22 protein-coding genes and 1 pseudogene are annotated in these 25,468 nt (G+C 73.4%); 19 read left to right on the forward strand and 4 right to left on the reverse strand.

Annotated elements, in window-relative coordinates; translation table 11 throughout:
* Positions 1 to 212 precede the first annotated feature (212 nt).
* The 3 genes and pseudogenes from AC07B0_RS31395 to AC07B0_RS31405 all read left to right on the forward strand — a co-directional run bounded on the left by AC07B0_RS31395 (position 213) and on the right by AC07B0_RS31405 (position 4,715).
* On the forward strand, positions 213 to 1,313 hold the full coding sequence (locus tag AC07B0_RS31395; RefSeq protein ID WP_469380784.1) for a ComEA family DNA-binding protein: 1,101 nt from the start codon (positions 213 to 215) through the stop codon (positions 1,311 to 1,313).
* Positions 1,310 to 3,709 (forward strand): annotated as a pseudogene (locus tag AC07B0_RS31400) (ComEC/Rec2 family competence protein); the annotation flags it as partial. The gene AC07B0_RS31395 and the pseudogene AC07B0_RS31400, both read left to right, overlap by 4 nt.
* 124 nt (positions 3,710 to 3,833) lie before the next feature.
* Positions 3,834 to 4,715, forward strand: a complete 882-nt coding sequence (locus AC07B0_RS31405) for a YceI family protein (RefSeq protein WP_467298211.1) — start codon at positions 3,834 to 3,836, stop codon at positions 4,713 to 4,715.
* Positions 4,716 to 4,753: 38 nt separating this feature from the next.
* Here AC07B0_RS31405 and AC07B0_RS31410 read toward each other — a convergent pair whose 3' ends face one another.
* Positions 4,754 to 4,996, reverse strand: a complete 243-nt coding sequence (locus tag AC07B0_RS31410; protein WP_030649865.1) for a hypothetical protein — start codon at positions 4,994 to 4,996, stop codon at positions 4,754 to 4,756.
* A 61-nt stretch (positions 4,997 to 5,057) separates the two neighbouring features.
* On the opposite strand from AC07B0_RS31410, the gene holA reads away from it, so the two are divergent.
* Positions 5,058 to 6,050 (forward strand): DNA polymerase III subunit delta, encoded by a 993-nt coding sequence (gene holA / locus AC07B0_RS31415; protein WP_467298214.1) that lies wholly within the window; start codon positions 5,058 to 5,060, stop codon positions 6,048 to 6,050.
* Positions 6,051 to 6,692: 642 nt separating this feature from the next.
* On the opposite strand, the gene rpsT is transcribed toward holA, so the two are convergent.
* Positions 6,693 to 6,959 (reverse strand): 30S ribosomal protein S20, encoded by a 267-nt coding sequence (gene rpsT, locus AC07B0_RS31420; RefSeq protein ID WP_030384651.1) that lies wholly within the window; start codon positions 6,957 to 6,959, stop codon positions 6,693 to 6,695.
* A gap of 242 nt (positions 6,960 to 7,201) precedes the next feature.
* Between rpsT and lepA the strand changes: the two genes are divergently transcribed.
* The 3 genes from lepA to hemW all read left to right on the forward strand — a co-directional run bounded on the left by lepA (position 7,202) and on the right by hemW (position 12,633).
* The gene (gene lepA, locus AC07B0_RS31425) at positions 7,202 to 9,067 is read left to right on the forward strand and encodes a translation elongation factor 4 (protein ID WP_356874012.1); all 1,866 of its coding nucleotides are present in this window, start codon (positions 7,202 to 7,204) and stop codon (positions 9,065 to 9,067) included.
* Positions 9,068 to 9,373: 306 nt separating this feature from the next.
* A complete protein-coding gene (locus AC07B0_RS31430; protein ID WP_478899441.1) occupies positions 9,374 to 11,266 on the forward strand; it encodes an AMP-dependent synthetase/ligase in 1,893 nt (630 codons plus the stop codon).
* A 134-nt stretch (positions 11,267 to 11,400) separates the two neighbouring features.
* On the forward strand, positions 11,401 to 12,633 hold the full coding sequence (hemW, locus tag AC07B0_RS31435) for a radical SAM family heme chaperone HemW (RefSeq protein ID WP_356874016.1): 1,233 nt from the start codon (positions 11,401 to 11,403) through the stop codon (positions 12,631 to 12,633).
* A gap of 21 nt (positions 12,634 to 12,654) precedes the next feature.
* Here the strand turns inward: hemW and AC07B0_RS31440 are convergent, their stop codons facing one another.
* The gene (locus AC07B0_RS31440) at positions 12,655 to 13,455 is read right to left on the reverse strand and encodes a DUF3097 domain-containing protein (protein ID WP_356874018.1); all 801 of its coding nucleotides are present in this window, start codon (positions 13,453 to 13,455) and stop codon (positions 12,655 to 12,657) included.
* Positions 13,456 to 13,483: 28 nt separating this feature from the next.
* Positions 13,484 to 14,215, reverse strand: a complete 732-nt coding sequence (locus tag AC07B0_RS31445; protein ID WP_469380788.1) for an MBL fold metallo-hydrolase — start codon at positions 14,213 to 14,215, stop codon at positions 13,484 to 13,486.
* A 149-nt stretch (positions 14,216 to 14,364) separates the two neighbouring features.
* Between AC07B0_RS31445 and hrcA the strand changes: the two genes are divergently transcribed.
* The 12 genes from hrcA to AC07B0_RS31505 all read left to right on the forward strand — a co-directional run bounded on the left by hrcA (position 14,365) and on the right by AC07B0_RS31505 (position 24,920).
* Positions 14,365 to 15,381, forward strand: coding sequence for a heat-inducible transcriptional repressor HrcA (gene hrcA / locus AC07B0_RS31450; RefSeq protein WP_356874022.1), 1,017 nt, complete (start codon positions 14,365 to 14,367; stop codon positions 15,379 to 15,381).
* Positions 15,382 to 16,518, forward strand: coding sequence for a molecular chaperone DnaJ (gene dnaJ / locus AC07B0_RS31455; protein WP_356874024.1), 1,137 nt, complete (start codon positions 15,382 to 15,384; stop codon positions 16,516 to 16,518).
* Between the two features lie 157 nt (positions 16,519 to 16,675).
* On the forward strand, positions 16,676 to 17,767 hold the full coding sequence (locus AC07B0_RS31460) for a nitronate monooxygenase (protein WP_356874026.1): 1,092 nt from the start codon (positions 16,676 to 16,678) through the stop codon (positions 17,765 to 17,767).
* Positions 17,764 to 18,507: a 16S rRNA (uracil(1498)-N(3))-methyltransferase gene (locus AC07B0_RS31465; RefSeq protein WP_469380791.1), complete on the forward strand. Its 744-nt coding sequence runs from the start codon at positions 17,764 to 17,766 to the stop codon at positions 18,505 to 18,507. The genes AC07B0_RS31460 and AC07B0_RS31465 overlap by 4 nt, the downstream gene beginning before the upstream one ends.
* 133 nt (positions 18,508 to 18,640) lie before the next feature.
* On the forward strand, positions 18,641 to 19,000 hold the full coding sequence (locus AC07B0_RS31470; protein WP_356874030.1) for a histidine triad nucleotide-binding protein: 360 nt from the start codon (positions 18,641 to 18,643) through the stop codon (positions 18,998 to 19,000).
* 3 nt (positions 19,001 to 19,003) lie between these two features.
* Positions 19,004 to 19,909 carry a ribonuclease Z gene (locus AC07B0_RS31475; protein WP_356874032.1) on the forward strand — a complete coding sequence of 302 codons (906 nt, stop codon included), beginning with the start codon at positions 19,004 to 19,006 and terminating at the stop codon, positions 19,907 to 19,909.
* Between the two features lie 143 nt (positions 19,910 to 20,052).
* Positions 20,053 to 21,147, forward strand: a complete 1,095-nt coding sequence (locus AC07B0_RS31480; RefSeq protein WP_478899442.1) for a PfkB family carbohydrate kinase — start codon at positions 20,053 to 20,055, stop codon at positions 21,145 to 21,147.
* Between the two features lie 151 nt (positions 21,148 to 21,298).
* Positions 21,299 to 22,336, forward strand: a complete 1,038-nt coding sequence (locus AC07B0_RS31485; protein ID WP_356874036.1) for a PhoH family protein — start codon at positions 21,299 to 21,301, stop codon at positions 22,334 to 22,336.
* Positions 22,337 to 22,349: 13 nt separating this feature from the next.
* Positions 22,350 to 22,847 (forward strand): rRNA maturation RNase YbeY, encoded by a 498-nt coding sequence (ybeY, locus tag AC07B0_RS31490; protein ID WP_356210774.1) that lies wholly within the window; start codon positions 22,350 to 22,352, stop codon positions 22,845 to 22,847.
* On the forward strand, positions 22,844 to 24,148 hold the full coding sequence (locus AC07B0_RS31495) for a hemolysin family protein (protein ID WP_469380796.1): 1,305 nt from the start codon (positions 22,844 to 22,846) through the stop codon (positions 24,146 to 24,148). The genes ybeY and AC07B0_RS31495 overlap by 4 nt, the downstream gene beginning before the upstream one ends.
* A complete protein-coding gene (locus AC07B0_RS31500) occupies positions 24,145 to 24,498 on the forward strand; it encodes an MmcQ/YjbR family DNA-binding protein (RefSeq protein ID WP_356874041.1) in 354 nt (117 codons plus the stop codon). The genes AC07B0_RS31495 and AC07B0_RS31500 overlap by 4 nt, the downstream gene beginning before the upstream one ends.
* A gap of 65 nt (positions 24,499 to 24,563) precedes the next feature.
* Complete coding sequence (locus tag AC07B0_RS31505; protein WP_469380800.1) at positions 24,564 to 24,920, forward strand: cytidine deaminase; 357 nt, start codon at positions 24,564 to 24,566, stop codon at positions 24,918 to 24,920.
* The last annotated feature ends 548 nt before the right edge of the window (positions 24,921 to 25,468 follow it).

Below are 25,468 nucleotides of genomic sequence, written 5' to 3' on the forward strand. Positions count from 1 at the left end.
GGGGCCGTGGGCCTGCTCCGTCGGGCGGGTGGGGGCTGACCGGAACCGGCGGGGTTCGGCGGAACGGGCAGGGGTTGACCGGAACCGGCGGGGTGCGGCGGAACGGCGGGGGCTCACCGGAACGGGTGGTGGGGTTGTCCACAACGGGCCTGGTATCCACCGGAATTGAAGGCTCCGAGCGGGGGGTCGGGATGCGCCCCTAGCGTCGGGGCATGACTCTGCGAACGCGCTCCGTGCGCCACTCCGAAGCCTCCGGTGCCACCAGCGGGCCCGGCCGGCGCCGCCGCTCCGACGGCCGCCTCCGCGACCGACGGCGCGCCCATCCCGACCCCGACCGGATGCGACGCCGCGCCGAGGCGCTGCTGGCCGGCGGCGTACCTCCGGCGGGGCGGGAGCCCGGGGCCCGGCGGGCGCCCGATCCACCGCCCGATGTCCGGGGCGTCCCGGGCGTTCCGGGTGTCCCGGGCGTCCGCGACGCTCCCGATGACTCCGGTGCGTTCGACGGGCCCGGCCGTTCCGGCGTTCCCGATGTCGTCGGAGGCTCCGATGTGGCCGACGGGCTGGGCGCCGGGTCCTGGGGTCGGGGGCGAGCGGGGGCAGCGGGGGAGCAGGCCGGTGGGCTGAGCGGGCCGGTCGTGCGGCGGCTGGCCGTGCGGGAGCGGTTGCCGGTCTGGGTGCAGGCCCGCTGCGGGGTGGAGCCGCGCACGGTCGCCGCCGTCGCCGTCGTGCTGGCCGCGGCGGTGGGGTTCGCCGCCCAGCAGTACTGGTCGGCCCGGCCGCAGCCGGTGACCGCGCCCGCCGTGGTCACCCCGGCGCCCGCACCGGCTCCCGGCGCGGCGCCCGTGCCCGCTGCGGGAGCGGGGACCGGCGGGCCTGGCGGCCGCATCGTGGTGGACGTCGGCGGCAAGGTCCGCGACCCCGGCGTGCGCAGGCTGCCCGCCGGTTCGCGGGTGGAGGACGCACTGGCGGCCGCCGGGGGAGTGCGGCCCGGCACCGACACCACCGGGCTCAACCGGGCCCGGATCCTGGTGGACGGCGAACAGGTGGTGGTGGGCGCGCCCGCGCAGCCCGCCCCCGCCGTGGGCGCCCCCGGTACCGGGGCCGGGACGGGGTCCGCTGCCGGGCCGCTCAGCCTAGCCAGCGCGACCGTCGAGCAGCTGGACGGGCTGCCCGGAGTGGGTCCGGTGCTGGCCCGGCACATCGTCGACTTCCGCACCGCCCGGGGCGGGTTCCGGGCCGTGGAGGAACTCCGGCAGGTCAACGGCATCGGCGAGCGGCGGTTCGCCGACCTGCGCCCCCTGGTGCGGCCGTGAGCGGCACCGGCGGGCACGGCCCCGAGGGTCCCGGTCCGGTGGACCTGCGGCTCGCCGTACCGGCGCTGGCCGCCTGGGCCGCGGCCGCCCTCGCCCTCACGGCGCCGGGTGGCCGGACCGCCGCCGGGGCAGGGGCCGCGGTGGTCGCGGCGGGGGCGCTGCTGGCGGCCGGCTCCCGCAGGGCGCAGCCCCTGTGGCGGGTCGGGGTGGCCGCGGCCGCCACCCTGCTGTGCGCGGCCGCCGGGGCGGGGGTGGCCGGGCTGGAACGGGCCGAGGCGCGGGCCGGCCCCGTGCCCGGGCTCGCCCGGGACCACGCCCGGGTGCTGGCGGAGCTCACCGTCGGGTCCGACCCCCGGACCGCCCGCACCGGAACAGGGCCGCCGCTGCTGGTGCTGGACGCGGTGGTCACCCGGGTGACGGGCCCGGACGGGACGGGGAGCCTGGTCCGGACGCCGGTGCGGGTGCTGGCCGCGCATCCCGGATGGGCCCGGCTGCAGCCTTCGACCCGGATCACGGTGGTGGCCCGGCTCTCCCCGGCCCGGAGCGGGGAGCGGGCCGTGGCGCTGCTCCGCCCGGCGGCCGGCACGCCGCCCCGGGTGACGGGCGGCCCGGACACCGCGCAGCGCGTCGCCGGGAGTCTGCGGGCCGGCCTGAGGGAGGCCACCGACGGCCTCGCACCGGACGCCAGGGCCCTGCTGCCGGGCCTGGTGGTCGGTGACACCTCCCGAGTCCCGCCCGACCTGCACGACGCCTTCAGGGCCACCGACCTGTTGCACCTCCTCGCCGTCTCCGGGTCAAACCTGACGGTCGTGCTGTACCTGCTCATCGGGCCGCCGGCCCGCGCGCAGCACGCCGAGCGGCGGGGGCTCGCGCCCCGCCTGGGGCTGTCGCTGCGCGCCACCGCGCTGTGCGGGGCGGCGCTGACCCTGGCCTTCGTGGTGGTGTGCCGGCCCGAGCCGAGCGTGCTGCGCGCCGCCGCCTGCGGGGCGATCACCCTGCTGGCCCTCGCCACCGGGCGGCGACGCTCCCTGATCCCGGCCCTGGCCGGGGCCGTGCTGCTGCTGGTGCTGTACGACCCGTGGCTCGCCCGCAGCCCCGGGTTCCTGCTCTCGGTCCTGGCCACCGGGGCGCTGCTCACCCTCGGGCCCCGCTGGAGCGAAGCCCTCCAGCGGCGGGGGACGAGGCCGCGCCTCGCCGACGCACTGGGGGCCGCCGCCGCGGCGCAGGCCGTGTGCGCCCCCGTGGTGGTCGTGCTCTCCGCCCGGGTGAGCCTGGTCGCCGTGCCGTGCAACCTGCTGGCGGAACTCGCGGCCGGCCCGGCCACGGTCCTCGGCTTCGCGGTCCTCGCCGCGGCCCCGCTGTGCATGCCCGTGGCGGAGGTGCTCGCCTGGTGTGCGGGCGTCCCCGCCGGGTGGATCGCCGCGGTGGCGCGAACCGGGGCGCGGCTGCCGGGGGCGGAACTGCCCTGGCCGGGCGGGCTCGGCGGAGCCCTGCTGCTGGTGGCCGCCACGCTCGCCCTCGTCGGACTCGGCGTCAGGTTCGGCCGGCGGCGCGGGGTCTGCGCGGCCGTCGCCGTGCTGTTGCTGATCGCCGTGCTGCGGCCGCCGCAGCTGATCCGTACGTTCACCGGCTGGCCGCCGCCCGACTGGAGCTACGTGCAGTGCGCCGTGGGCCAGGGGGATGCCGCAGTGCTCGCCGTCGGCCCGGGTGCCGCCGTCGTCGTGGACGCCGGGCCCGAACCGGGTCCGGTGGACGCCTGCCTGCGGACCCTGGGTGTGAATCGCGTCCCACTCCTGCTGCTGACGCACTTCCACGCCGACCACGTGGCCGGCCTCCCCGGGGTGCTGAAGGGCCGGTCCGTGGGTGTGATCCAAACCACCACCGTGCGCGAGCCTCCCGGGCAGGCGGCGTTCGTCGCGCGGGTCGCGGCGGCGGCCGGGGTGCCCGTCGTCCAGGCCGTGGCGGGGGAGCGGCGGCGGGCCGGGAGACTGGAGTGGCAGGTGCTGTGGCCGTCGGCCGCCGGCCCGCCGCCCGAGGGGGCCAACGATGCGAGCGTGGCCCTGCTGGTGCGCACCTCCGGGCTGACGTTCCTGCTGCTGGGAGACCTCGAACCACCTTCCCAGCAGGCCCTCTTGAGGGAACATCCGGAGCTGGGCCCGGTGGACGTGCTCAAGGTCGCCCACCACGGTTCGGCCCGTCAGGACCCGGCCCTCCACGACCGCGTGCGGCCGCGGATCGCGATCGTGCCGGTCGGTGCGGACAACCGGTACGGGCACCCCGCGGCGAGCGCGCTCGCACGGCTGCGGGCCTCCGGGACGACCGTCCTGCGCACCGACACCGACGGTTCCGTGGCGGTTTCGGGAAGCGGTCCGGGGCTGCGGGCGTTTCCCGCCGGACGCCGCCGGAACGGCTCCGGGCATACCGGGCGCGACCATTCTGTTTGCCCACAACCCGGCAGCATGATCGAATGCGTCTTCGCCAGAGCGGTCCAAGTCCACACAGCACGGGGGTGCGTCAGCCATGTTCGGTCGCCGACGGGGGATGGAGTCGGCCGGCAGTGTCGACTCGCAGAGATCCGCGACGCTCACGCTGCCGCCAACGGCGCGGCTGTTGAGCTGTCGGGTTCTCGACACGGTCCACCAGCCCATCCGGCAAGCGAAGTTCGAGGTCACCGACCCGATCGGCAGACGGGTCGTCAGCGGCGAGACGGATCCGTACGGAGGGTTCACCGCGGCCATGCCGGAGGGCGAGTACCGCCTCTCCGTCACCGCCGAGGGGTACGCGCCGTTCCACGGGGCGATGCTCGTGGGCGACCCGGCGCAGCTGGGCACCGCGGAGATCATCCTGGACGCGGTGGAGCCGCCGCGGCTGCCGCAGCCGGGGCACTGGGAGCTCGACCCTTCGCACTCCTCGATCGGCTTCACCGCCCGGCACATCGGCTTCGCCCGGATCCGGGGCCGTTTCAACACCTTCGCCGGCGCGGTACGGATCGCGGAGCGCATGGAGGACTCCTCGATGCACGTCATCATCGACGCGGCGAGCATCGACACCGGGATGCGGCTGCGGGACGACCACCTGCGGTCCGCGGACTTCCTGGACGCCGCCCGGCATCCGACGGTGGAGTTCTACAGCGAGCGGTTCATCCACCGCTCGGGCAGCCGCTGGGCGGTCGCCGGAGCCCTCACCCTCCACGGCGTCAGCCGCTCCGTCACCCTGGACACCCAGTACCTGGGCCACGGCACGGGGCTGGAGGGCGAACCGCGGGCCGCGTGCCGGGCCACGGCGGAACTGCACCGCGAGGACTTCGGCCTGAACTGGCAGTCGATGCTGGCGCAGGGCGTCGCGGCGATCGGTGCGAGCGTGGACGTGACGCTGGACGTACAGATCGTCCACAAGGCCTGAAGCCGTACGTCCCCCGCCCGGTGGGGGCCGGGCCGGGGTCAGGGGGCTTCCAGCCAGCCCTCGTACTCGGCGGCGAGGTCGTCCAGGGCGCCGGCGTCGAGCCGTTCCCGCGGGTCCTCCACGACCACCAGCCACTGGGCGTCCTCGGCGTCGTCCTCGCCGGCGAGGGCGTCGCGCACCAGCTGGGGTTCTTCGGGCAGGCCGAAGCGGTCGACGGCCTCCTGGGCCACCTCTTCGGCGGCGTCGCGGTCCGGAAGGACCAGTACATGTCGCACGTTCACCCGACCATTCTCGGGTACCGGCCGCGGGGGACTGTCGGTGCGTCGTGGGATGCTGGAGCCGATGGCCACCAGGAAGAACTCAACTGACGACCTGCTCGCCCCGTTCACCCTCGCGGTGGGGCAGGAGGACCTGCTGCTCGACCGCGTCGTGCGGGACGTCGTGACGGCGGCCCGCGCGGCCGACGCCGACACGGACGTGCGGGACCTCACCTCCGACCAGCTCCAGCCGGGCACCCTGGCCGAGCTGACCAGCCCCTCGCTCTTCTCCGAGCGCAAGGTCCTGATCGTGCGCAACGCGCAGGACCTGGGGGCGGACACGGTGAAGGAGGTCAAGGCGTACCTCGGCGCGCCCTACGAGGAGATCACCCTCGTCCTCCTCCACGCGGGAGGCGTCAAGGGCAAGGGCCTGCTCGACGCGGCGCGCAAGGCGGGCGCCCGGGAGGTCGCCTGCCCCAAGATGACCAAGGCGGCGGACCGGCTGTCGTTCGTCCGGGGAGAGTTCCGGACGCTGGGGCGCTCCGCCACCCCCGAGGCCTGCCAGACCCTGGTCGACGCGATCGGCAGCGACCTGCGCGAACTGGCGAGTGCGGCGGCGCAGCTGTGCGCGGACGTCGAGGGCACCATCGACGAGGCGGTGGTCGGCCGCTACTACACCGGCCGGGCCGAGGCCTCCAGCTTCACCGTCGCCGACCGCGCGGTGGAGGGGCGGGCCGCGGAAGCCCTCGAAGCCCTGCGCTGGTCCCTGTCGACCGGAGTGGCGCCAGTACTGATCACTAGTGCGCTGGCCCAGGCGGTCCGGGCGATCGGCAAGCTGGCCTCCGCCCCGCGCGGGGCCCGCCCGGGCGACCTCGCCCGGGACCTCGGGATGCCGCCGTGGAAGATCGACCGGGTCCGGCAGCAGATGCGCGGCTGGTCGGCGGACGGGGTGGCGGACGCGCTGCGCGCGGTCGCCGCGGCCGACGCCGGGGTGAAGGGCGGCGGCGACGACCCCGAGTACGCGCTGGAGAAGGCCGTCGTGGCCGTGGCCCGAGCGGCCCGCCCCGCGCGCCGCTGAGCCGTCCCTTCCGGACCCCTGTCCTTTCCTAGCCCGCCCAGCCGCCAGCCCCCAGGCCGTGGTCGCGCCGCCTCGCCGTGCCGCCCGCACGGGGCCCGGGTGGTGGGTGTGTCCCGCGAGCCGCGGGGGAGGGGGCGGGCTGCCGGGATGCCGACCGGGTGGAGCGGGGCTCCGCCTGAGGGGAGGCCCCGCCGGGTTGAGCGGCCTGCTCAGGGGGCCGACGTAGAAGAGCGGAAGTGTCCGGGTCGGCGGCCGGGATCCCGGCGGGCCGCGCCCCGGGGGCGTTGGTGCCGTTCCCGGCACGCACCCCTGGACGGCGGGCACCCGCACCCTGCCCGGAGGCCGGGCCCTTGCCGTCCAGGGCGGGCCCCTGCCGTCCAGGGCGGGCCCCTGCCGTCCAAGGCGGGAGCGGGCCTGTCAGACCGGGCCCCTGCCGGCCAAGGCGGGGCCGGGGTGGTCGGGACTGGTCGGGGTGCACGAAGGCCCCGGGCGCCGCCCTGGGGAAGGGTGGTGGCCGGGGCCTTCGTCTACTGCTTTGGTGTGCCGCACCCGCGTGGCGAACGCTTCGTGTGCGGCACGGGGTGCCGGTCAGGAGCGGGAGAGAGGGCCCGCTGGATCCCTACCCGGCGATCACATCAGAGCTCAGCCCTGGAGGGAGGCAACCTTGGTGGCCAGCGCCGACTTCTTGTTGGCGGCGGCGTTCTTGTGGATGACACCCTTCGAGACAGCCTTGTCGAGCGCACGCGCGGCAGCGCGAGAAGCCACGGTGGCCTTCTCGACGTCACCGGCGACGACGGCCTCGCGGGCCTTGCGGATCGCGGTCTTGAGCGAGGACTTGACGGCCTTGTTGCGCAGGCGCGCCTTCTCGTTCGTCTTGTTCCGCTTGATCTGGGACTTGATGTTCGCCACGAAAGAGCCTTTTCAGGTTCAGAGTTTTGTTCTTCGGATCGTGTCCCGACAGCTGAGAGGGCATACGAGACACAGCTGCCCAGGCTACCAGGCGCGCTCCGACCGGCCCAAACCGAGCGCACTGCCCCGTCCATGGGACCATGGGAGTCTGCGTACAGATCCCACATCGCGCCGCGAGGCGACGAGAGCCGAACTTCGCTTCAGACAACGCTTCCGACTGCGACCGAGAATCAGGACACTGCGTGCCCGCGATCCCCAGCCACGTGCCCGAGCCGAGCCGTACCGACCCGGCGCTGATCCGCAACTTCTGCATCATCGCGCACATCGACCACGGCAAGTCGACGCTCGCCGACCGGATGCTCCAGCTCACCGGTGTCGTCGACCAGCGGCAGATGCGCGCCCAGTACCTCGACCGCATGGACATCGAGCGTGAGCGCGGCATCACGATCAAGTCGCAGGCGGTCCGTCTGCCCTGGGCGCCCACGGAGGGCGAGGGCAAGGGCGCCACGCACATCCTGAACATGATCGACACCCCGGGTCACGTCGACTTCACGTACGAGGTCTCCCGCTCGCTCGCCGCGTGCGAGGGCACGGTCCTCCTCGTGGACGCCGCCCAGGGCATCGAGGCGCAGACCCTCGCCAACCTGTACCTCGCGATGGAGAACGACCTCGCGATCGTCCCGGTCCTGAACAAGATCGACCTGCCGGCGGCGCAGCCGGAGAAGTTCGCCGAGGAGCTCGCGAACCTGGTCGGCTGCCAGCCCGAGGACGTGCTGCGGGTCTCGGCGAAGACCGGTCTCGGCGTGGACGCGCTGCTCGACAAGGTCGTCGCCACGGTTCCGGCGCCGGTCGGCGTCAAGGACGCCCCCGCCCGCGCGATGATCTTCGACTCGGTCTACGACTCGTACCGCGGCGTCGTGACGTACGTGCGTGTGGTCGACGGCCAGCTCAACAAGCGTGAGCGCATCCGGATGATGTCCACCGGCGCCACGCACGAGCTGCTGGAGATCGGCGTCTCCTCCCCGGAGATGACCCCGGCCGACGGCATCGGCGTCGGCGAGGTGGGTTACATCATCACCGGCGTGAAGGACGTCCGTCAGTCCAAGGTCGGTGACACGATCACCAGCCTGCACAACGGCGCGACCGAGGCCCTCGGCGGCTACAAGGACCCGCGTCCGATGGTCTTCTCGGGCCTGTACCCGCTCGACGGCTCGGACTACCCGGACCTGCGCGAGGCCCTGGACAAGCTCCAGCTCAACGACGCCGCGCTCGTCTACGAGCCGGAGACCTCCGCGGCCCTCGGCTTCGGCTTCCGCGTCGGTTTCCTCGGCCTGCTGCACCTCGACGTGGTGCGCGAGCGCCTGGAGCGCGAGTTCGGCCTCGACCTGATCGCGACCGCGCCGAACGTGGTCTACCGGGTGGTCCTGGAGGACGGCAAGGAAGTCACCGTCACCAACCCGAGCGAGTTCCCCGAGGGCAAGATCTCGGACGTGTTCGAGCCGGTCGTACGGGCCACCGTGCTCGCGCCCACCGAGTTCATCGGCGCGATCATGGAGCTCTGCCAGACCCGCCGCGGCACGCTGCTCGGCATGGACTACCTCTCCGAGGACCGGGTCGAGATCCGCTACACCCTCCCCCTCGCGGAGATCGTCTTCGACTTCTTCGACCAGCTGAAGTCCAAGACGCGCGGCTACGCCTCCCTCGACTACGAGCCCACCGGCGAGCAGTCCGGCAGCCTCGTCAAGGTCGACATCCTGCTGCACGGCGACAAGGTCGACGCCTTCTCCGCCGTCACGCACAAGGACGCCGCCTACGCCTACGGCGTGCGCCTGGTCGCCAAGCTGCGCGAGCTGATCCCGCGGCAGGCCTTCGAGGTGCCGATCCAGGCCGCGGTCGGCTCCCGCGTCATCGCCCGCGAGACCATCCGCGCCATCCGCAAGGACGTCCTCGCCAAGTGCTACGGCGGTGACATCTCCCGTAAGCGGAAGCTGCTGGAGAAGCAGAAGGAAGGCAAGAAGCGCATGAAGATGGTCGGCTCCGTGGAGGTCCCGCAGGAGGCCTTCATCGCCGTCCTCTCCAGCGACGAGTCCGGCGGCAAGAAGAAGTAGCCGCGTCGGCGGCCGCCCCGGGCGGCGCCAAGGAAGCACCAAGGGCGGGTCAAGAACCGGCATCGCCCAAGTCGTGCGAAACGGGTCCACATGCGTACGCATGGGGGCCCGTTTCGTTATGAACCGGCCGCTCGCGGGCTCTTACGTGCCGGGCACGCGGCCCTTAGTCTGATCACTGCTCGATGGTTACTCGCCAGTTCTAACGCGCCAGTCGAACCGCCAGCCGTGCAGGTGGCGGCTGCACCCCGCCAGTCCCAAGCGCCCCACGCCCACGCCCTGCCGCGTGGACCCGGTCCGGAGGATGTCGTGAGCGACACACAGACCATGATCGAGAACCGTCCGCCCACCGTGGCGGCCCTCTTCCTTGACCGCGTCGCCGCCACGCCGAACGCGGAGGCCTACCGCTTCCCCGTGCCGGCGGCCGGCCCCGAGGGCGGACCCGACGACTGGAAGTCGCTCAGCTGGGGACAGGCCGCCGAGCGGGTCTTCGCCATCGCCGCCGGGCTGCTCGGCCTCGGCCTCCACCCGGAGAACCGGGTCGCCCTCGCCTCCAACACCCGGGTCGAGTGGATCCTCGCCGACCTCGGCGTGATGTGCGCGGGCGGCGCGGTCACCACGATCTACCCCAGCACCAACGCGGAGGAGTCGGCGTTCATCCTCGCCGACTCCGAGAGCCGGATCCTGATCGCCGAGGACGGCGCGCAGCTGGCGAAGGCGCGCGAGCGCCGCGCCGACCTGCCGCACCTCGAACACGTGGTGGTCATCGACACGGCCGACGCGGTCGCCGTCGAGGGCGACCCCGAGGGCTGGGTGCTCTCGCTCGCCGAGCTGGAGGAGCGCGGCGCGGAGTACCTCGCCAAGCACCCCGAGGCGGTCAGGCAGCGGATCGCGGCCATCACCGCCGACCAGCTCGCGACCCTCATCTACACCTCCGGCACCACCGGCCGCCCCAAGGGCGTACGGCTGCCGCACGACAACTGGTCGTACATGGCCAAGGCCACCGTCGCCACCGGCCTGATCACCAAGGACGACGTCCAGTACCTGTGGCTGCCGCTGGCGCACGTCTTCGGCAAGGTGCTCACCTCCGGCCAGATCGAGGTCGGGCACGTCACCGCCGTCGACGGACGCATCGACAAGATCATCGAGAACCTGCCGGTCGTCCAGCCGACCTACATGGCGGCCGTCCCGCGCATCTTCGAGAAGGTCTACAACGGGGTCGCGGCCAAGGCCCGGGCCGGCGGCGGCGCCAAGTACAAGATCTTCCAGTGGTCGGTCGGCGTCGCCCGCGAGTACGCCAAGGTCACCCAGGACAACTTCCGCCGCACGGGCCGGGCGACCGCACCCTTCGGCCTCTCCACCAAGCACAAGGTCGCCGACGCTCTCGTCTACTCCAAGCTCCGCGAGGCCTTCGGCGGCAACCTCCGCGCCGCCGTCTCCGGCGCCTCGGCCCTCGCCCCCGAGATCGGCTACTTCTTCTCCGGCGCGGGCATCCACATCCTGGAGGGCTACGGCCTCACGGAGTCCAGCGCGGCCTCCTTCGTCAACCCCGGCGAGGCCTACCGCACCGGCACCGTCGGCAAGCCGCTGCCCGGCACCGAGGTCCGCATCGCCGACGACGGCGAGGTCATGCTCCGCGGCCCCGGCATCATGCAGGGCTACCACGGGCAGCCCGACAAGACCGCCGAGGTGCTGGAGTCCGACGGCTGGCTGCACACCGGGGACATCGGGGAGCTCTCGCCCGACGGCTACCTGCGCATCACCGACCGCAAGAAGGACCTGATCAAGACCTCCGGCGGCAAGTACGTCGCGCCGGCCGAGATCGAGGGCCAGTTCAAGGCCATCTGCCCCTACGTCTCCAGCATCGTCGTGCACGGCGCCGACCGGAACTTCTGCTCCGCGCTCATCGCCCTCGACGAGCCCTCGATCCTGGTGTGGGCCGCCGAGAACGGGCTGGAGGGCAAGACGTACGGGCAGGTCCTGGCCGCGCCGGAGACCAGCCGCCTGATCGAGACGTACGTCCAGACCCTGAACGAGGGCCTCCAGCGCTGGCAGACGGTCAAGAAGTTCCGCCTGCTGCCCCGCGACCTGGACGTCGAGCACGGAGACCTCACGCCCAGCCTCAAGCTGAAGCGCCCGGTCGTCGAGCGCGAGTTCAAGTACCTCATCGAGGAGATGTACGAGGGCTCCCGCGAGGCCTGACACCACCCCGGACGGCATCCGGGCGGCGGGGAGGGCCCCTCTCCGCGCCGCCCGGCCGGTCCCGCGCGCCGGTGTCGGCGGGCCCGTCCGGGCGGGCGGGGCCGCCGGGGCGACGGGTGCGGGACAATGGGGGCATGCCTTCCGCACTCCCCGACGGTGAACCCATGCCCGAAGACGGCTCGCTGCCGTCGCACGCCCTCGCGGGCGCCGGGGACCGGCCGCTCGGGTTCTACCTGCACGTCCCGTACTGCGCCACGCGCTGCGGCTACTGCGACTTCAACACCTACACGGCCACCGAGCTGCGGGGCACCGGCGGCGTCCTCGCCTCCCGGGAGAACTACGCCGACACCCTGATCGACGAGGTCCGCCTCGCCCGCAAGGTGCTCGGCGACGACCCGCGCGCCGTGCGGACCGTCTTCGTGGGCGGCGGCACGCCCACGCTGCTGCCCGCCGGGGACCTCGTACGGATGCTCGCGGCGATCCGCGACGAGTTCGGCCTGGCCGAGGACGCCGAGATCACCACCGAGGCCAATCCCGAATCGGTGAACCCCCAGTACCTGGCCGAACTGCGGGCCGGCGGCTTCAACCGGATCTCCTTCGGCATGCAGAGCGCCAAGCAGCACGTCCTGAAGGTCCTGGACCGCACCCACACGCCCGGCCGCCCCGAGGCCTGCGTCGCGGAGGCGCGGGAGGCCGGCTTCGAGCACGTCAACCTGGACCTGATCTACGGCACCCCGGGGGAGTCCGACGACGACTGGCGCGCCTCCCTGGAAGCCGCGCTGGGCGCCGGACCCGACCACGTCAGCGCCTACGCCCTGATCGTCGAGGAGGGCACCCAGCTCGCCCGGCGGATCCGCCGCGGCGAGGTCCCGATGACCGACGACGACGTGCATGCCGACCGGTACCTGATCGCGGACTCCGTGATGGCCGCGGCGGGCTACTCCTGGTACGAGGTGTCGAACTGGGCCACCTCGGAGGCCGGCCGCTGCCTGCACAACGAGCTGTACTGGCGGGGAGCCGACTGGTGGGGCGCCGGACCGGGAGCCCACTCGCACGTCGGCGGCGTCCGCTGGTGGAACGTCAAGCACCCCGGCGCCTACGCGGCAGCCCTCGCGGAGGGCCGCTCCCCCGGCGCGGGGCGCGAGCTCCTCTCGGCGGAGGACCGGCGCGTGGAGCGGATCCTGCTGGAGCTGCGCCTCGTGGACGGCGTCCCGCTGTCCCTGCTCGCCCCGGCCGGCCTCGCCGCGGCCGGCAAGGCCCTGGGCGACGGCCTCCTGGAGCCCGGCCCGTACGGGGCGGGACGGGCGGTGCTGACCCTGCGCGGGCGGCTGCTGGCCGACGCGGTGGTCCGGGACCTGGTCGACTGAGGACCCGGGCCCGGGGCCGGCTCAGGGGGCGGTGACGAAGTCGATCAGCTCCTCGACGCGGCCCAGCAGGGCGGGCTCCAGGTCCCGGTACGAGGACACGCGCGACAGGATGTGCTGCCAGGCGGCGCCGGTGTTCTCCGGCCAGCCCAGGGCGCGGCAGACGCCCGTCTTCCAGTCTTGGCCGCGCGGCACCGTCGGCCACGCCGGAATGCCCAGCGCGGAGGGTTTCACCGCCTCCCAGACGTCCACGTACGGGTGGCCGACGACGAGCACGTCCGCGCCGGTCACCGCCGCCGCGATCCGGGACTCCTTCGAGCCCGGCACCAGGTGGTCCACCAGGACGCCCAGCCGGGCGTCCGGCGCCGGGCCGAACTCCGCGACGACGGCCGGCAGGTCGTCGACGCCCTCCAGGTACTCCACCACCACGCCCTCGATGCGCAGGTCGTCGCCCCAGACCCGCTCCACCAGCTCGGCGTCGTGCCGCCCCTCGACGTAGATCCGCCCGGCCCGGGCCACCCGCGCCCGGGCCCCGGGGACGGCCACCGAGCCCGAAGCCGTACGGGCGGGCGCGGCCGGCGCCCGCGCGGGACGGGTCAGGGTCACGGGGGCGCCCTCCAGCAGGAAGCCGGCCGGCTCCAGGGGGAAGACCCGGCGCTTGCCGAAGCGGTCCTCCAGGGTCACGGTGCCCGCCTCGCAGCCGGTCACCGCGCCGCAGAAGTCGGTGCCCGCCGCCTCGACCACCAGACCGGGGTCCGCCGGCACCTCGGGGACGGCCCGGGGGCGCTTCCACTGCGGGGTCAGGTCGGGGGAGTACTCGCGCATCCGGCCGAGGGTAGGAGAGCCGCGCCGCTCACGCCTCCGACACGCCGAACCGGTCCGCCAGTGTGGCGCGTTGCTCACGCACGAAGGCGGCCGTGACCAGCGCTCCGTGACCCGGCACGTACACGGCGTCGTCCCCGCCCAGGGACAGCAGCCGGTCCAGGGCGGCGGGCCACTGCCCGGGCACGGCGTCCGTCCCCGCCTGGGGCTCGCCCGACTCCTCGACGAGGTCCCCGCAGAACACCACCTCCCGCTCGCCCGGCACGAACACGGTCAGGTCGTGCTGCGAGTGCGCGGGCCCGAGGTTGGCCAGCAGCACCTGCACCCCGCCCAGCTCCAGCGTCCACTCGCCCGAGACCAGGTGCCCCGGCGCCCGCAGCAGCCCCGCGGCCTCGGCGGCCTCCGCCTCCGCCAGCCCGTGCCGGACCGCGCTCGCCCGCAGCTCCTCGCGGCCCTTGGCGGCCGCCAGCATCCGGTCCAGGCCGACCGCACCGAAGACCTCGGCGTCCGGGAAGGCGGCCGCGCCCATCACATGGTCGAAATGTCCGTGTGTGAATGCGAGATGGGTCACGCCGCGGCCCGTGAGCCGCTCCACTTCGGCGCGCACCCGCGCACCCTCCGGCACGGACGAACCCGGGTCGATCAGGAGGACCGACTCGTCCCCCACCACCAGTCCCACCGTGCAGTCCCACACCGGAAGGCGGCGCCGGCCGGCCCGTCCGGTGAGCCTTTCCCAGCCCGCCTCTTCCCAACGTACGTCCATGCCGCGACGCTACCCTGGCGGGCCGCCCTTGCCCGTGGCGCACTACCCGGCCGTACACTGACCGGGGGATCTCTGGCACTCGGACGCCCAGAGTGCCAACGACGACCAGCCGACGACCGATCGACCGACCGCATCCGGAGGTGTGCGCGATGCTCAGTGAACGCAGGCTCGAGGTACTGCGCGCCATCGTCCAGGACTACGTCGGGACGGAGGAACCGGTCGGTTCCAAGGCGCTCACCGAGCGGCACCGCCTCGGCGTCTCCCCGGCCACCGTGCGCAACGACATGGCCGTGCTGGAGGAGGAGGGCTACATCGCCCAGCCCCACACCAGCGCCGGCCGGATCCCCACGGACAAGGGCTACCGCCTCTTCGTGGACAAGCTGGCGGGGGTCAAACCGCTGTCGACGCCCGAGCGCAGGGCCATCCAGAACTTCCTCGACGGCGCCGTCGACCTCGACGACGTGGTGGGCCGCACGGTGCGCCTGCTCGCCCAGCTCACCCGGCAGGTCGCCGTCGTCCAGTACCCCTCCCTGACCCGCTCCACCGTCCGGCACGTCGAGCTGCTGTCGCTGGCCCCGGCCCGGCTGATGCTCGTGGTGATCACGGACACCGGGCGGGTCGAGCAGCGCCTCGTGGACTGCCAGACGCCCTTCGGGGAGACCTCCCTGGCCGACCTGCGGGCGCGGCTGAACAGCCGGGTCGTCGGCCGTCGCTTCACCGACGTGCCGCAGCTCGTGCAGGACCTTCCGGAGTCGTTCGAGACCGAGGACCGGGCGACGGTCAAGGCCGTCCTCGCGACCCTCCTCGAAACGCTGGAGGAGGAGGCGGAGGAGCGGCTGATGATCGGCGGCACCGCCAACCTCACTCGCTTCGGACATGATTTTCCCTTGACGATCAGGCCGGTGCTGGAAGCGCTGGAGGAGCACGTCGTGCTCCTCAAGCTGCTGGGCGAGGCAGGGGAGTCGGGGATGGCGGTACGGATCGGTCACGAGAACGCCTACGAGGGACTCAACTCCACGTCGGTCGTCTCCGTCGGCTACGGTTCGGGCGGCGAGGCAGTCGCCAAACTCGGCGTGGTCGGACCGACCCGCATGGACTACCCCGGAACGATGGGAGCGGTACGCGCAGTGGCACGTTACGTCGGACAGATCCTGGCGGAGTCGTAAGTGGCCACGGACTACTACGCCGTACTCGGCGTGCGCCGCGACGCATCGCAGGACGAGATCAAGAAGGCCTTCCGGCGGCTCGCGCGCGAGCTGCACCCGGACGTCAATCCCGATCCCAAGACGCAAGAGCGCTTCAAGGAGATCAACGCCGCCTACGAGGTCCTCTCGGACCCGCAGAAGAAGCAGGTCTACGACCTCGGCGGCGACCCGCTGTCCTCCTCGGGCGGCGGCGGCGCGGGCGGCTTCGGAGCGGGCGGCTTCGGCAACTTCTCCGACATCATGGACGCCTTCTTCGGCCAGTCCCAGCAGCGCGGACCGCGCTCGCGGACCCGCCGCGGCCAGGACGCCATGATCCGCCTGGACCTGGAACTGGACGAGGCGGCCTTCGGGACGACCAAGGACATCCAGGTCGACACGGCGATCGTCTGCACCACCTGCTCCGGTGAGGGCGCCGCCCCCGGCACCTCCGCGCAGACCTGTGACATGTGCCGCGGCCGCGGTGAGGTCTCGCAGGTCACCCGGTCCTTCCTGGGCCAGGTCATGACCTCGCGCCCCTGCCCGCAGTGCCAGGGCTTCGGCACCGTGGTCCCGACCCCGTGCCCCGAGTGCGCGGGCGACGGCCGGGTCCGCTCCCGCCGCAGCCTCACGGTCAAGATCCCGGCCGGCGTCGAGAACGGCACCCGGATCCAGCTCGCGGGCGAGGGCGAGGTCGGCCCCGGCGGCGGCCCCGCCGGCGACCTGTACGTGGAGATCCACGAGCTGCCGCACCCCGTCTTCCAGCGGCGCGGCGACGACCTGCACTGCACGGTCACCATCCCGATGACCGCGGCCTCCCTCGGCACCAAGTGCCCGCTGGAGACCCTGGACGGCATGGAGGAGATCGACATCCGGCCCGGCACCCAGTCCGGCCAGTCGATCCCGCTGCACGGGCGCGGCGTCACCCACCTGCGCGGCGGCGGCCGCGGCGACCTGATCGTCCACGTCGAGGTCACCACCCCGAACAAGCTGGACGCCCAGCAGGAGGAGCTGCTGCGCCAGCTCGCCAAGCTGCGCGGCGAGGAGCGGCCCACGGGTCAGTTCGCGCCCGGCCAGCAGGGCCTGTTCAGCCGCCTGAAGGACGCGTTCAACGGCCGCTGAGCGGCCCGCGGAACCGCACCAGGAGCCCGGCCGGGGAACACCCCGGACCGGGCTCCGGCGCGTTCCGGGGAGCCCCTGAGGGCGCCGCGGGAAGCGGACTATGCCAGGCGAATGCCGTGATTCGGCCCGATGGGCGGGACATGGCACGATGCAGTCCATGTCCTCCGCACCGAACGGTCTCTCCCCTTACCCGATCGTGCAGGCTCCCATGGCGGGCGGCGCCTCCTGCCCGCCCCTGACGGCCGCCGTGTGCGAGGCCGGCGGGCTGGGCTTCCTGGCCGGCGGCTACAAGACGGCCGACGGCATGTACCAGGAGATCAAACAGACGCGCGGGCTCACCCGCCGCCCCTTCGGCGTGAACCTCTTCATGCCGCAGACCGGCTACGTCGACCCGGCCGCCGTCGAGGCCTACCGCGGACAGCTCGCCGGCGAGGCCAGCTGGTACGAGGTCTCGCTCGCCGAGGAGGACATCATCGGCACCAGCGACGACGGCTACGACGCCAAGCTCGCCATCCTCCTCGAAGACCCCGTCGCCGTCGTCTCCTTCACCTTCGGCTGTCCGGCGCCCGCCGTGTTCACCCGCCTGCGCAAGGCCGGTACGTACGGCATCGTCACCGTGACCTCCGTCGACGAGGCCCGCGCCGCGCAGGAAGCCGGCGCCGACGCCCTCTGCGTCCAGGGCGTCGAGGCCGGCGGCCACCAGGGCACCTACCGCGACGACCCGCAGACCGACGGCACGGCCGGAGTCGGCCTGCTCGCCCTGGTCGCCCAGGTACGGGAAGCGGTCGCCCTCCCCCTCATCGCCTCGGGCGGCCTCATGCGGGGCGCGCAGATCGCGGCGCTCCTCGCGGCGGGCGCGGAGGCGGCCCAGCTCGGTACGGCCTTCCTCGCCTGCCCGGAGTCGGGCGCGCACCCCCTGCACAAGAAGGCCCTGACGGACCCGCTGTTCGCCCACACGGAACTCACCCGGGCCTTCTCGGGCCGCCCCGCACGGGGCCTGGTCAACCGCTTCATGCGGGAGCACGGACCGTACGCCCCGGCCGCCTACCCCCAGGTCCACCACATGACCTCGGGACTGCGCAAGGCGGCGGCCGCGGCCGGGGACCCGCAGGGCATGTCCCTGTGGGCCGGGCAGGGGCACCGGCTGGCGCGGGCGCTGCCCGCCGGGGAGCTGGTCGAGGTGCTGGCGGCCGAACTGGCCGAGGCCCAGAGCGCGTTGAAGGTGTTGCAGATGAGGAGAGCGTCATGACGGCCCCCGTGTTCGTGGTCGAAGAGGTCCCCGCGGGGCCGGAGTTCGTGCTGGACGGCCCCGAGGGCCGGCACGCGGTGTCCGTGAAGCGGCTGGCCCCGGGCGAGGAGGTCGTCCTCACCGACGGCCGCGGCCGCTGGGCCGAAGCCGTCGTGAAGGCGGCCGAGGGCAAGGACCGGCTGGTCGTCTCCGTCACAGAGGTGTCCGAGGAGGCCGAGCCGGCCGTCCGCATCACGGTCGTCCAGGCCCTGCCCAAGGGCGACCGCGGCGAGGTCGCCGTCGAGACGATGACCGAGACCGGCGTCGACGCGATCGTGCCCTGGCAGGCCTCGCGGTGCATCACCCAGTGGCGCGGCGAACGCGGGGCCAAGTCCCTCGCCAAGTGGCGTGCCACCGCCCGCGAGTCCGGCAAGCAGTCCCGCCGGGTCCGTTTCCCCGAGGTGGCCGAGGCGCTGTCCACGAAGCAGGTCGCCGCGCTGCTCGCGGAAGCGGACCTGGCCGTGGTGCTCCACGAGGACCGCGACGCCGCCTCCGGCGCCCTCGCGAGCGCCCCGCTGCCGGAGAAGGGATCCGTCGTGCTGGTCGTCGGCCCCGAGGGCGGGGTCTCGCCCGAGGAGCTGGCGGCCTTCGCGCAGGCCGGGGCCCGCCCCTACCGGCTGGGCCGCAGCGTCCTGCGCACCTCCACCGCCGGCACGGCGGCGGCCGCGGTCCTGCTCGCGCGGACGGGCCGCTGGTCCTGAGGCCGGGGGCCGGCGCCTGAGGGCCGGTCCCGCGGCGGGCGGATCCCGGTGGACCTCGGCCGGACCGAGCCGGTCCCGGGGCACCCGGGCCGATACGATGCCCGGACCGATCAACATCACGGAAGGCGCAGCAATGGCCGGGGAACCGCAGGCGGACTGCCTGTTCTGCAAGATCGTCGCAGGGGGCATCCCGGCGACCGTGGTCCGGGAGACCGAGACGACCGTCGCCTTCCGGGACATCAACCCGCAGGCGCCGACGCACGTCCTCGTCATCCCCAAGGTCCACTACCCCGACGCCGCCTCCCTCGCGGCCGCCGAGCCGGGCATCGCGGCCGACGTGCTGCGCGAGGCCGGACAGGTCGCCGCCGACGAGAAGGTCGACGGCCACGGCTACCGGATCGTGCTGAACACCGGCGCGGGGGCCGGCCAGACCGTCTTCCACGCGCACGCGCACGTCCTCGGCGGCCGCGGCCTCGAATGGCCCCCGGGATAACACGTGTCCGTACGCGAGTTCGTGGTCCTCGGCACCGCCAGCCAGGTCCCCACCCGGCACCGCAACCACAACGGCTACCTGCTGCGCTGGGACGGTGAGGGCATCCTCTTCGACCCGGGCGAGGGCACGCAGCGCCAGATGCTGCGCGCCGGGGTCGCGGCGCACGACATCAACCGGATCTGCATCACGCACTTCCACGGTGACCACAGCCTCGGCCTGGCCGGGGTGATCCAGCGGATCAACCTGGACCAGGTCCCGCACCCGGTCACCGCGCACTACCCGGCCTCCGGGCAGAAGTTCTTCGACCGCCTCCGGTACGCGACCGCCTACCGGGAGACGGTCGCGCTCGCCCAGGAGCCGGTCGCCGGGGACGGGGTGCTCGCGCAGGGCCCCGCGTACGTCCTGGAAGCCCGGCTGCTCTCGCACCCGGTGGAGTCCTTCGGCTACCGGATCACGGAGCCGGACGGCCGCCGGATGGTGCCGGAGCTGCTCGCGCGGCACGGGATCAAGGGGCCCGACGTGGGCCGCATCCAGCGCGAGGGACGGCTCGGCGAGGTCACCCTCGACGACGTCAGCGAGCACCGGGCGGGGCAGCGGTTCGCCTTCGTCATGGACACCCGGCTGTGCTCCGGGGTCGACGAACTGGCGCAGGGCTGCGACATGCTGGTCATCGAGTCGACGTTCCTGGAGCCCGACGAGCGGCTCGCCACCGACCACGGACACCTCACCGCCGGGCAGGCGGCGCGGGTCGCGCGGGACGCGGGCGTCCGGCACCTGGTGCTGACGCACTTCTCGCAGCGGTACTCCGACCCCTCCGCCTTCGAACGGGAGGCGCGGGCGGCGGGATTCGAGGGCGAGCTGACGATCGCGGCGGACCTGGTCACGGTGCCGGTGCCCAAGCGGGCGTAGGGGGTCACCCGGCTGCTTCCGGGAGATTTCACGGTGAGGTGCGTCACACTGGGTTTCGGTCCTGGCGGACAAGGGCAGGGCTGGCAGCTTTCCATCGAAAACCCGCAAGAAGAAACGACACTTCGCTCACCGGGGAGTACACCGTGACCAGTCGGGACAGCCGCATCAGCCGCCAGGGGAAACTGGACCCGCTGGGTCCGCTGCGCGATCCCCACGAGCCGGGCTGCGACGTCTTCCTGACCGGCACGGTCTTCCTCGACATCATCTTCACCGGCCTCGACTCCGCCCCGGTGCGCGGGACGGAGTCCTGGGCGCGCGGCATGGGCTCCAGCCCCGGCGGCGTCGCCAACATGGCCACCGCCCTGGCCCGGCTCGGCCTGCGCACCTCGCTCGCCGCCGCCTTCGGCGACGACCACTACGGCGAGTACTGCTGGGACGCCCTCGAACAGGGCGAGGGCATCGACCTGGCCATGTCCCGCACCATCCCCGGCTGGCACAGCCCCGTCACCGTCTCGATGGCCTACGAGGGCGAGCGCACGATGGTCTCCCACGGCCACGAGGCCCCGCCCCCCGCCCCCGGAGCGGTTCCCCGCTGCCCCCCGAAGGCGCGGGCCGCCGTCGCCTCGCTCGGCGACGGGCCGGGCGAGGACTGGATCGCCGAGGCCGCCCGCCGGGGCTCGCGGATCTTCGCGGACGTGGGCTGGGACGAGACCGGCCGCTGGGACCTGGAAGCCCTGGCCGACCTGGAGCACTGCGAGGCCTTCCTGCCCAACGCGGGCGAGGCGATGCGCTACACCCGGACCGAGTGTCCGCGCGCCGCCGCCCGCGCACTCGCCGAGAAGGTGCCGGTGGCGGTGGTGACGATGGGCGCGGAGGGCTCGTACGCGGTCGACGCCCGGACCGGGGAGACCGCGGAGGTGCCCGCCATCACCGTGGACGCCCTGGACCCGACCGGCGCGGGCGACGTGTACGTGGCGGGCTTCGTCACCGGCAGCCTGGCCGGATGGCCGCTCGCCGACCGGCTGGCCTTCGCCGGCCTGACCGCCGCACTGTCCGTCCAGGAGTTCGGCGGCTCCCTCTCCGCCCCGGGATGGCCCGAGGTGGCCCACTGGTGGCGCACGGCCCCCGACTCCCTGCGGGGCCGCTACGGCTTCCTGGACGCCCTGGTGCCCCCCGGCGCGGCCCCCTCCCCGCGCCGCCGCGCCGTACCGACGATCGGCTTCAAGCACCCCGTGTGACCGCACGCCCGGCCCCCGGGGGGAGAGGTCCGGCGCCGGGCCGTAAATCCCCTCGGGGATGCGCCGGGGTGGACGTACCCTTGGTACTCCGGAGGTCGGCGATCCGCGCGACCCCTCAGCGGGAGGTATGCGCAGGCCACAGTGCCGGCCCATGACTCAGACACCGACAGCCCACACCCCCGCGCCGGGGCAGGCGCGCGCCCACTTCACCGTTCCGGCAACGCACCCGATGGTGACCGTGCTCGGCTCGGGTGACGCCCTGCTGCGCGTGATCGAGAAGGCCTTCCCGAGGGCCGACATCCACGTTCGGGGAAATCAGGTCAGCGCCATCGGGGAAGCGGCGGAAGTCGCCCTGATCCAGCGCCTGTTCGACGAGATGATGCTGGTGCTCCGCACCGGGCAGCCGATGACGGAGGACGCAGTGGAACGCTCGATCGCCATGCTCAAGGCGAACGGCTCGGGAGGCGGCGAGGCGGAGACGCCCGCCGAGGTGCTCACGCAGAACATCCTCTCCAGCCGCGGCCGCACCATCCGTCCCAAGACCCTCAACCAGAAGCGCTACGTCGACGCGATCGACAAGAACACGATCGTCTTCGGCATCGGCCCCGCGGGTACCGGCAAGACCTACCTCGCCATGGCGAAGGCGGTCCAGGCCCTGCAGTCCAAGCAGGTCAGCCGCATCATCCTGACCCGCCCCGCGGTCGAGGCGGGCGAACGCCTCGGCTTCCTCCCGGGCACCCTCTTCGACAAGATCGACCCGTACCTGCGCCCGCTCTACGACGCCCTGCACGACATGATCGACCCGGACTCCATCCCCCGCCTCATGGCCGCGGGCACCATCGAGGTGGCGCCCCTGGCCTACATGCGGGGCCGCACCCTCAACGAGGCCTTCGTCGTCCTCGACGAGGCGCAGAACACGACCACCGAGCAGATGAAGATGTTCCTGACCCGGCTCGGCTTCGATTCGAAGATCGTGGTCACCGGTGACGTGACACAGGTCGACCTGCCCGGTGGGGCCAAGAGCGGTCTGCGCCAGGTCCAGGACATCCTCGAAGGCGTGCCCGACATCCACTTCTCGCGGCTCACGTCCGAGGATGTCGTCCGCCACAAGCTGGTCGGCCGTATCGTCGACGCGTACGAGAAGTACGACGGCAACCAGCAGGCCCCGAACGGCCACCAGCGGAAGTAGAGCTCAGCGCACCATGTCGATCGACGTCAACAACGAGTCCGGAACCGAGGTCGACGAGCAGGCGATCCTCGACATCGCCCGCTACGCGCTCACCCGGATGCGGATCCACCCGCTGTCCGAGCTCTCCGTCATCGTCATCGACGAGGACGCCATGGAGCAGCTCCACATCCAGTGGATGGACCTGCCCGGTCCCACCGACGTCATGTCCTTCCCCATGGACGAGCTGCGTCCGCCGTCCAAGGACGACGAGGAGCCCCCGCAGGGGCTCCTCGGCGACATCGTGCTGTGCCCCGAGGTGGCCAAGAAGCAGGGCGAGGACGCGCCGACGCAGCACTCCATGGACGAGGAGCTCCAGCTCCTGACCGTCCACGGGGTGCTGCACCTGCTCGGGTACGACCACGAGGAGCCGGACGAGAAGGCCGAGATGTTCGGCCTCCAGGCGGCCATCGTCGACGGCTGGCGCGGTGAGCGCGGCATGACCGGCCCGTCCCCGGCCCCCACCGTCTCGTGACCGCTCCGCAGCTGATCACGGGGGCGGTCCTGCTGGTGGTGGTCGCCTGGTTCGCGGCGTGCGCCGAGTCCGGCATCGCCCGCGTCTCCAGCTTCCGCGCCGAGCAGGCCGTACGCGAGGGCCGGCGCGGCAGCGCGAAGCTCGCCCAGGTCGCCGGCGACCCCACCCGCTACGTCAACGTGGCCCTGCTGGTGCGCGTCACCTGCGAGATGGCGGCGGGGGTGCTCGTCACGTACGTCTGCCTCGACTCGTTCGGCGAGAACTGGACCGCGCTGCTCGTCGCCATCGCCGTCATGGTGCTGGTCTCGTACGTGGCGGTGGGCGTGTCCCCCCGTACGATCGGCCGCCAGCACCCGATGAACACCGCGACGGCGGCCGCGTACGTCCTCGTACCGCTCGCCCGCGTCATGGGGCCGATCCCGCAGCTGCTGATCCTCCTCGGCAACGCGCTCACACCCGGCAAGGGCTTCCGCAAGGGGCCCTTCGCCTCCGAGGCCGAGCTGCGCGCGATGGTGGACCTCGCGGAGAAGGAATCGCTGATCGAGGACGACGAGCGCCGGATGGTGCACCAGGTCTTCGAGCTGGGGGACACGCTCGTGCGCGAGGTGATGGTGCCCCGCACCGACCTGGTGTGCATCGAGCGGTACAAGACGGTCCGGCAGGCCACGACGCTCGCCCTGCGGTCGGGCTTCTCGCGGATCCCCGTCACCGGGGAGAACGAGGACGACATCGTCGGGATCGTGTACCTGAAGGACCTCGTCCGCAAGACCCACATCAGCCGGGAGGCGGAGGCCGACCTGGTCTCGACGGCGATGCGGCCCGCCGTGTTCGTGCCCGACACGAAGAACGCGGGGGACCTGCTGCGCGAGATGCAGTCCGTGCGCAACCACGTGGCCGTCGTCATCGACGAGTACGGCGGCACGGCCGGGATCGTCACCATCGAGGACATCCTGGAGGAGATCGTCGGCGAGATCACCGACGAGTACGACCGCGAGCTGCCGCCCGTCGAGGAACTGGGCGACGACCGCTACCGGGTCACCGCGCGCCTGGACATCACCGACCTCGGCGAGCTGTTCAAGGTCGAGGCCTTCGACGACGAGGACGTGGAGACGGTCGGCGGGCTGCTGGCGAAGGCGCTCGGCCGGGTGCCGATCGCCGGCGCCTCGGCGATGGTCGACCTGCCGGACGGCCGCCCGCTGCGGCTGACCGCCGAATCCCCGGCGGGACGCCGGAACAAGATCGTGACGGTGCTCGTGGAGCCGGTGGCGGCAGTCGCGGCCGAAGGGGAGGAAGGCGCATGACCCCCGCCGAACTGCGCGCGTTCTGCCTGGGCTTCAACGCGGCGGTCGAGGAGTTCCCCTTCACCCCCGAAACCTCGGTGTTCAAGGTGCTGGGCAAGGTGTTCGCGCTCACCGCGCTGGACGCGGAGCCGCTGAAGGTCAACCTCAAGTGCGAACCGGAGCTGGCGGTGCGGCTGCGCGAGGAGCACGCGGCGATCGTGCCGGGCTGGCACATGAACAAGCGGCACTGGAACACGGTGACCGTGGGCGGGCTGCCGGACGCGCTGGTGCGGGAGCTGGTCGAGGACTCGTACGACCTGGTGGTCGCCGGCCTGCCGAAGGCGGAGCGCCTGCGGCTCGACCGGCCCTGACGCGGGGCCGGCCTCCGGCGGGGCCGGTCGTACGGCCGCGCCGGGGCGCTCCCTATGCTTTCGCCATGACCGAGAGCACGGGGATCGACCCCGAGGACAGCAAGATCATCACGCTGGCGCGGAGCGCGCGGGCCCGCAACGGGGTGCCGGAGGGTGCGGCGGTGCGGGACGAGACCGGCCGCACGTACGTCGCCGGGACGGTGGCGCTGGACTCCCTGAAGCTGAGCGCGCTGCAGACCGCGGTCGCGATGGCGGTGGCGAGCGGGGCGCGGAGCCTGGAGGCGGCGGCCGTGGTGAGCGAAGCGGGGGCTCCTGCGGAGGCGGACCGGGCGGCGGTCGCGGACCTCGGCGGTCCGGACACCCCGGTCCTGCTGGCGGGCCCGGACGGCACGCTGAAGTCGACGACGCCGGCCGGCCCCTGAGCCGACCGCTCCCCGCCCCCCGTTCCCGCCTCAACGACCGTCGGGGCCGGAGGTCGCCGGGCCGGCGCCGAGGTTGCCCGCCCGAGCCAGGCTCCCTGGGACTCCGCCCCAGCCCCCGCACCTCAATCGCCGGCGAGGCTGGGCATGCCCGGCCAGGGCTGGAGGTGCCGGATCGGGGCCGGAGGTGCTCGGCCAGGGCCGGAGGTGTCCGGTCGAGGCTGGAGGTGCCTGGCCGGGGCCGGAGGTGGCGAATCGGGGCCATGGTTGCCCGGCCGGGGCTGGAGGTGCCGGATCGGGGCCGGGGTTGGCCGGTCGGGGTCGGTGTGTGCCCGGGGCGGGGGCGGGGTGGGGTGTCGGCCGGGACTCAAACGTGATTTGTTGGCGCCCTGTGCCGACCGGCAAGAGGGACCCGGAACAGGCGCCATAAATCATGCCCGTCCCGGACGACACCCCCCCCCCCCCCCCCCCCCCCCCCCCCCCCCCCCCCCCCCCCCGCGGGGGCCCCCGGCCCCCCCCCCCCCCGCCCCGCCCCCCCCCCCCCCCCCCCC

It is taken from the genome of Streptomyces sp. NPDC044704, assembly GCF_056433525.1.

Bases quoted from the DNA above. Each gene is read 5' to 3' on its own strand.
- AC07B0_RS31395 (WP_469380784.1), top strand. From the start codon at position 213: ATGACTCTGCGAACGCGCTCCGTGCGCCACTCCGAAGCCTCCGGTGCC.
- AC07B0_RS31405 (WP_467298211.1), top strand. From the start codon at position 3,834: ATGTTCGGTCGCCGACGGGGGATGGAGTCGGCCGGCAGTGTCGACTCG.
- holA (WP_467298214.1), top strand. From the start codon at position 5,058: ATGGCCACCAGGAAGAACTCAACTGACGACCTGCTCGCCCCGTTCACC.
- hemW (WP_356874016.1), top strand. From the start codon at position 11,401: ATGCCTTCCGCACTCCCCGACGGTGAACCCATGCCCGAAGACGGCTCG.
- AC07B0_RS31440 (WP_356874018.1), bottom strand. From the start codon at position 13,455: ATGCGCGAGTACTCCCCCGACCTGACCCCGCAGTGGAAGCGCCCCCGG.
- AC07B0_RS31445 (WP_469380788.1), bottom strand. From the start codon at position 14,215: ATGGACGTACGTTGGGAAGAGGCGGGCTGGGAAAGGCTCACCGGACGG.
- hrcA (WP_356874022.1), top strand. From the start codon at position 14,365: ATGCTCAGTGAACGCAGGCTCGAGGTACTGCGCGCCATCGTCCAGGAC.
- AC07B0_RS31460 (WP_356874026.1), top strand. From the start codon at position 16,676: ATGTCCTCCGCACCGAACGGTCTCTCCCCTTACCCGATCGTGCAGGCT.
- AC07B0_RS31465 (WP_469380791.1), top strand. From the start codon at position 17,764: ATGACGGCCCCCGTGTTCGTGGTCGAAGAGGTCCCCGCGGGGCCGGAG.
- AC07B0_RS31470 (WP_356874030.1), top strand. From the start codon at position 18,641: ATGGCCGGGGAACCGCAGGCGGACTGCCTGTTCTGCAAGATCGTCGCA.
- AC07B0_RS31485 (WP_356874036.1), top strand. From the start codon at position 21,299: ATGACTCAGACACCGACAGCCCACACCCCCGCGCCGGGGCAGGCGCGC.
- ybeY (WP_356210774.1), top strand. From the start codon at position 22,350: ATGTCGATCGACGTCAACAACGAGTCCGGAACCGAGGTCGACGAGCAG.
- AC07B0_RS31500 (WP_356874041.1), top strand. From the start codon at position 24,145: ATGACCCCCGCCGAACTGCGCGCGTTCTGCCTGGGCTTCAACGCGGCG.
- AC07B0_RS31505 (WP_469380800.1), top strand. From the start codon at position 24,564: ATGACCGAGAGCACGGGGATCGACCCCGAGGACAGCAAGATCATCACG.